A 5737-nucleotide genomic window follows, 5' to 3' on the forward strand; every position below is an offset into this window, starting at 1 on the left:
AATACTCTGCACCAAATGTAAGTCAGTGTCTGGAATCTTAATCTTGAATTTTTCCTCTAGTTTAAGATATAAATTTGCCATATCCAAACTATCTACGCCTTGCTCCACAAGCCCTAACTCATCGGATAACTCATCAACTTCACTTAAAATATCAATTTCTTTAAGAATCCCTCTAATTGCTTCTTTACTAACTTTCATTTTCACTCCTTTGTTAAAATTGAACTTGCCCAAGAAAATCCTACACCAAAACCACTTATTACAATTTTTCTTGCATTCGCGTGGAGATGATTCCTTAAAACTAGCGGGATAGAAGAGGAAATTGTATTGCCATAATCCAAAATCTCATAAGGCACTTTAGAACTATCCACTCCTAGCCTCTTGCTAATCGTCTCTACAATATAGCGACTTCCTTGATGCAAGATAAATAAATCAATCTCTTGAATGTTCAGATTCTCCATTGTCAAAAGTTGCTGAATCTGTTTTGGCACTTCTGTGGCAGCGAAGCTAAATACTTGTCTTCCATTCATTTCCAATTTTTGATTGCGACAAATTAAAGAATCCCAACCCAAAACACCATCACTACCAAATAAAGTTTTTTTAGGATAAAAAATTGCTCTTTCCCCCAAAAGCGTAACAGAAGCAGCATCACCAAAAAGCAAAGCAGTATCCTTGTCCTTTTTATCTACTATCCGTGAGTAAGGGTCAGCCGTAAAAAGCAACCCGCTTTTAAATCCATTACAAAGCATAAAAGATTGCAAAATAGACAAGCCATAAACATATCCTGAACACCCTAGAGAAACATCAAAACAAGCAGTATTTTTATCCAATCCCAGCTCTTTGTGCAATAAAGCGGAAAGATGAGGTACATTATAATCCGGATTTTGTGTGATGACTGCAACAACATCAATCTTTTCTATATTTACTTGATGCTTTAATTCCTCAAAAGCCTTCAAGCACATTGTTAAAGCAGTCTCACTTTTGTCCATTATGGAGTGATTAAGCACCCCTATTTTATCGTGTAGGAATTTTTCTTCTAAACCATATTCTTTTGCTAAAGCATTGTTAGAAACTCTATTTTCAGGAATATAACCTGCAATCCCTACTATCCCTATCATTTCAAATTATCCTTTTATTCGTCATTCTTACAAGAAAAATAAATTTGTCCTACTTCTTGTCCATCAACAGATATGGCACTTTGCATTAACTGATAATTAAAATGCGCTTTGAAATGAAGTTGTATTGTTTCAAAATCTTTAATAAAGCCATTTTTAAGCTCAAGACGCGAAAAGTAAAACTTTCCCTTAATATCGTCAAAAATTTTAGAAAGTGAAGATTTATTCAAAGAAACAAGATGTTCAATGAAAGAATATTGACTATTTTTGGAAATACTTGCTTCCTCGCCATTAAATATAGCTTCTTTCATAATTACACTCTCATCATATGGAATTCTTTTTGTAATTTCCTTTTCGTATTCTATTCCAAAAACTTTAAAACTTCCTCTTTTTTCATCTTTAAATTTTGCCATACACAAAATCTCTGTTAAATTCTTGGGCTTATCTGTTGTAAAACAAAGATTTCTTTTTGCAAGATGATGAAACACTAAATCAAGCTGCAAAATGCCCCCCCCCCCGCCGACAACATTTTCTAGTAGAAAATCATAAATACTTGTGCCATGCACATATTGTCTATTGCCCTTAAATACAAAATCACTATAAAGATTCCTAAAGCACATAATCCTCTCCTTTAAGCGAAAAATAGATAAATCCTACACTTTTTTGATTGATAAAAATTTCTGTTTTAACAATTTGAAATTCAAATCTTGATAAATATTGCAAATGAATTTCTTGGATTCTACTTTCATCTATCACTTGATTGAGTGTCAATCTTGAAAGAAACCATTTAAAGTTTTCAATTTCGCTTTTAAATAGAAAATTAAGCAATTCTTTATTCATTGCAATTACATAACGCACGACAGAAATCTTTTGAAAAGGAGCGTTCAAATAAATATTGCTATCGTGGATTATCGCTGTTTTTAGAATCTCTTTTTCATCATAAGGGATTCTTTCTTTTATTGTTTGTATCTCCTCTTGATGATAACCATAAAGCTTATAGGTTCTATCCGCACATTTCAAATTTAGAACAACTTTGATAATGCTATTTTCTCGCTGCTTATCAAAAAAAATAAGGTTTTGATGAATAATAGAGCGATAAGTAAAGTCCAAGCTTTTTATATCAGAAAATCTTTGTAAAAGTTTTGGTAAAAAAAGCTCATAAATCGTCCCACCTTGAATATAGTTTCTATCGCCTAGATAATACAAATTATCTAGCAAAATTGGTTGAAATTTATCCATTTCTAAACCTTGCAAAATTACGAATATTTTTAATATGTTCATACGCAAAATTTCCAGAAATATCGGAGTTTTCAGGATAATTTTGCACTACAACACTGCCAATTCTAACCCTTGAATTTGCGCCAATCTTGATTCCGTCCTTAATCGTTACAGAAGGTCCCAAAATTACATTTTCTCCAAGTTTTGCGCTTCCACCTACCAAACAATTCCCTGACATTCGTGTAAGCTTACCAATACTACAATTTGCCGCAATATTACAAAGAACTGATACAGATACAGAATCCTGTAATTCCGTAATCCCCCACACAGACTTGCTCACAACGCTATTATCCATAATATGCACATTGTTGTTAATTTTAACACCACCATAACGTTTAATCATAATTTTTTCATTACCATTATAAGCCAACTCTAACCCTTGCGCACCAACAACCACGCCATTCCCCACATAAGAATCATTCCCCACATAAGAATTAGAGGCAATATAAGCATTCACACCTACTTCTACATTATCTCCCAGATAAACATTCTCTTCAATATACGCAGTTGGGTGAATTTTTACATTGACGCCACGATAGCTTTCTATATGGCAAATATGCTCTTTAAATCTTGAGCCATATTGGTTATGAATACTCCAAAAATAAAACTTTGGGTTGCTTGTGAGGAGGATTAAAATTTCTCTTTTAATGTAAGGCTTCAATTCCAAATAAACAGATTCTGTTGTAAGAAGAATTATGATATTTGGATTAGCAACTGCCTTTAAAAAAAAAGTTTTATTCTCGGCATAGCTTAATGTATTCTCAACCATAGATTCTACCGCACCAAGATGCTCTACACCCCATTTTTCAAGAGAAATTATATCCATATTCAAATGCAAAACCATATTTTATCCTCGTGTATCACCTGAATTGATTTAAAAAAATATTTAAAACACTGCGACTTCCAATGGGAGAATCCCCTTGATACTTCTTAAGCTGCTCATAATTTTGAAAATAACTTCTCGCACTTTCATAACGATTTAGAGATTCCGTGTTCAAAAACAAATTGATTGGGTGAAAAGAAATAATAAAGTAATGATTTTCAAAAAAAGAAAATCGCGTAAAATCAATTTTTTGTTCATACATACAAGCCACATCATCTGCCCAATGATAGGGACATCGAATCAATCTATCCCAATTAATATAAGGCTTCAAAAAGCCCCCCCCCCCCGCAGCCATAGCAGGAATACAAATATTACTCTCGTGCGTAATACCTAGATTTTTAGCCTCTTGCAAGATTCTGCTAGAAATTCCAAGACAATGGCTTCTCATAGATTTAGCCTCTGGGACAATATTTAAAAAATGTTTTAATACCTCTTTATAATTTTTACCATAAGTAAAATCTCCCTCCAACAGAGGATTGAAGTTAGGGTGGATTCCAAGTTCAAAATTTGGATTTGCGCGTAACCGCTCCAAAAGTGGAGTTTCGTGCGTTACAAACCAAGTTGCTTTAACATTAGCTTTTTCTATAATATCAATGCAATATTCCAAAACCTCATCACTTGCCCAATCTATATCAAAGGTTAAAAATATCTTTTGATACGAGCTAGGATTCTCTAAATCAATTTCACCTATATTGCCAAAAAACAAAATTACACCCAATCATTTAAATTAAAGATTCAATTATATCAAAATATTTGGAGCAATTTGGAATCCATTGCATTAAAAAATTTTATGGATTCTATCGGGATTGTTAATTGTGGCTCAAATCCTGTTTTTTGCACTACACCTTTAAGAGTATGAAATGTTTTGCCTAAAGATAATTTATAAATAAAGTCTAGCCCCAAAACCGCCTGATTCACGAATAGTCTATGACGATACAACTCAAAGTCATCTTCTACCCTTTCTATCATACAACGCGCAAGAATCCCTCCGCAATCTACTTCTTTGATTGCATAATGAATACTTGCCCCATAAAGCATATCTTTGTTATCAAAGGCTTGTTGGATAGAATTTAACCCAATATATTTTGGTAAAAGACTTGGGTGAAAATTAAACATTCTTTTACGATTATCCCCATAACACTCCAATAAATCGTAACGCAAAATTTTATTACAAGACAAAAAGACATAATCTATTTTTTCACTCAAAAACCATTCTTTTGCCTGTGATTCAAACTCCCTATCTCCACATTTTTTAGCATAGATTGTTTTACTTAATTTCTTATCTTGCAAAAACGTCATTACTCCACAATCCCTATCGGATAGCAAAAGGATTTTATCAACTTTCAACAAATGTTTATTGTTCCAAATAAATTTAAAAAACGAACCCTCTCCCGTGCAGAAAAATGCAATATTCATTCGCTCTCCCTTAAAATGCTAAATGGAACAACATAAAAATAAGGATATTCCCTCAATAGTTCCGAAGCTTCAGCATTTAAAATTTTTTGATTATTCAATTTGCAATAATAATTATAACGTTTTTCCATTGCACCAAATTTTTCTTTAAATTTATATAAGCTTTCCTGACTTCTCCAAGTCCCACCCCAATTCCACCACTGACAACCACTCTCATAAGCTTCCGCCATAGCAATATAAATCAACAAAGGGAGAGCTTGCAGATTCCTAAACTCTAGCAAAGTCGCTGGTGTATAGTATTCTACAATTCCTCCAAAATAAAAGAGTAGCGAAGCTGCTATGGGTTTATTGTTGTAAAATGCCATATAAATTTTATACTCTGTATTTTCAAAATATTTAGCAATTTTTTCAAAGAATCTTTTTTCTTTTGGGATTCCATTATTAGCCAAAATATTCTTTCTATGCGTTTGATATAAAAAATCAATCTCTCTTGTTATAGCAACTTTTATATTCTCTTTAAGGGCTTTTTTGATATTGCGTCTCGCACTAGGAGCAAATGAAGCCAATAAGGAATCCCTATCCACCAATTTCGTCCATTGAGAAAGTCGCCTATCCACAAAATCGTGCAAAATACCGCCAGATTCTATTATCAACGGATTTTGAATATAATTTGCACTCGCAAATACAGAAGCAAGTTGATTATAAGATTCTCTTAAAAGAAAACTAGCCTCCGCATTATTTGCGATAATTCCCCCATTGCTTCCATAGAATGGCAGAGAATTTAAAACTTCTCCATACAAGCCATTTTTAGACATCAAGGGCAAGATTCCGCAAACCTTATCTCCCTCCAAAGCAACCATATAGTGAGAACTGCATTGCAAAAAATCTTCTAAAAGATTCTTAAAAGGCAAAGAGTAATAGAGAGTTGCTGACATAGACTCTAAAAATGTATTATATGAGCTATGCAAGCGAAAATGTAGCTTTTCAACTCGCATAACACACCTCGCAAATTGAAAAGCAATAAAAATAATCAGCTAAACGCCCCCCCCCC

At 33.3% G+C, this 5737-nt stretch carries 8 protein-coding genes; all 8 read right to left on the minus strand.

The features are described 5' to 3' along the window. Positions 1-198: phosphopantetheine-binding protein (locus tag Q1553_RS00430; protein WP_300842662.1), on the minus strand; the 198-nt coding region annotated here is incomplete at its 3' end. A 2-nt stretch (positions 199-200) separates the two neighbouring features. Further along, positions 201-1115 (minus strand): ketoacyl-ACP synthase III, encoded by a 915-nt coding sequence (locus Q1553_RS00435; RefSeq protein ID WP_115551256.1) that lies wholly within the window; start codon positions 1113-1115, stop codon positions 201-203. A 14-nt stretch (positions 1116-1129) separates the two neighbouring features. Next, entirely contained in the window at positions 1130-1732 is a 603-nt protein-coding gene (locus Q1553_RS00440) for a hypothetical protein (RefSeq protein ID WP_300842663.1), read from the minus strand. Then, on the minus strand, positions 1722-2351 hold the full coding sequence (locus Q1553_RS00445; protein ID WP_297570435.1) for a hypothetical protein: 630 nt from the start codon (positions 2349-2351) through the stop codon (positions 1722-1724). The genes Q1553_RS00440 and Q1553_RS00445 overlap by 11 nt, the downstream gene beginning before the upstream one ends. Beyond that, the gene (locus tag Q1553_RS00450) at positions 2344-3234 is read right to left on the minus strand and encodes a hypothetical protein (protein ID WP_115551259.1); all 891 of its coding nucleotides are present in this window, start codon (positions 3232-3234) and stop codon (positions 2344-2346) included. Before Q1553_RS00450 ends, Q1553_RS00445 begins: the two co-directional genes overlap by 8 nt. Before the next feature lie 16 nt (positions 3235-3250). Then, positions 3251-3979 (minus strand): hypothetical protein, encoded by a 729-nt coding sequence (locus Q1553_RS00455; RefSeq protein ID WP_300760754.1) that lies wholly within the window; start codon positions 3977-3979, stop codon positions 3251-3253. 38 nt (positions 3980-4017) lie between these two features. Further along, positions 4018-4689, minus strand: coding sequence for a formyltransferase family protein (locus Q1553_RS00460; RefSeq protein ID WP_299384463.1), 672 nt, complete (start codon positions 4687-4689; stop codon positions 4018-4020). Then, positions 4686-5681: a peptidoglycan bridge formation glycyltransferase FemA/FemB family protein gene (locus tag Q1553_RS00465; protein ID WP_115551263.1), complete on the minus strand. Its 996-nt coding sequence runs from the start codon at positions 5679-5681 to the stop codon at positions 4686-4688. Before Q1553_RS00465 ends, Q1553_RS00460 begins: the two co-directional genes overlap by 4 nt. Positions 5682-5737 lie beyond the last annotated feature (56 nt).

The organism is Helicobacter sp. UBA3407, assembly GCF_949747025.1.
GTDB classification, from domain to species: Bacteria; Campylobacterota; Campylobacteria; order Campylobacterales; family Helicobacteraceae; genus Helicobacter_D; species Helicobacter_D ganmani.